1 pseudogene is annotated in these 356 nt (G+C 65.2%); it reads left to right on the top strand.

Annotation, left to right across the window (positions count from 1 at the left end):
- Positions 1–356, top strand: a pseudogene (locus AB4Z53_RS35520) (lipoprotein-releasing system transmembrane subunit LolC); the annotation flags it as partial.

Genomic DNA, 356 nt, shown 5'->3' with positions numbered 1-356 from the left:
GGCGTCGCGACGCTGATCATCGTCATGGCCGTGATGAACGGCTTCCGTACCGAGCTGATTTCCCGCATTCTCGGCATCAACGGGCACATGATCGTCCAGCCGATCGACGGGCCGCTCAACAACTACGCGGAGCTGGCGACCAAGTTCTCCGGCGTCAAGGGCGTCACCATGGCGATCCCGCTGGTGGAGGGCCAGGTTCTGGCCCAGGGCGTTGGCGACAGCTCGACCGGCGCGCTGGTGCGCGGCATCCGTGCCGACGATCTCGGCAAGATGAAGTCGGTCTCCGATCATATCCAGTCCGGCGACATGGTCGGCTTTGCCTCCGGCTCCGGTGTCGCGATCGGATCGCGCATGGC

Source organism: Ensifer sp. 2TAB8, from assembly GCF_052115125.1.
Lineage (GTDB): Bacteria > Pseudomonadota > Alphaproteobacteria > Rhizobiales > Rhizobiaceae > Ensifer.
Note: the sequence above shows the minus strand (reverse complement) of the source record. Positions and strands in the feature narration are given on the sequence as shown.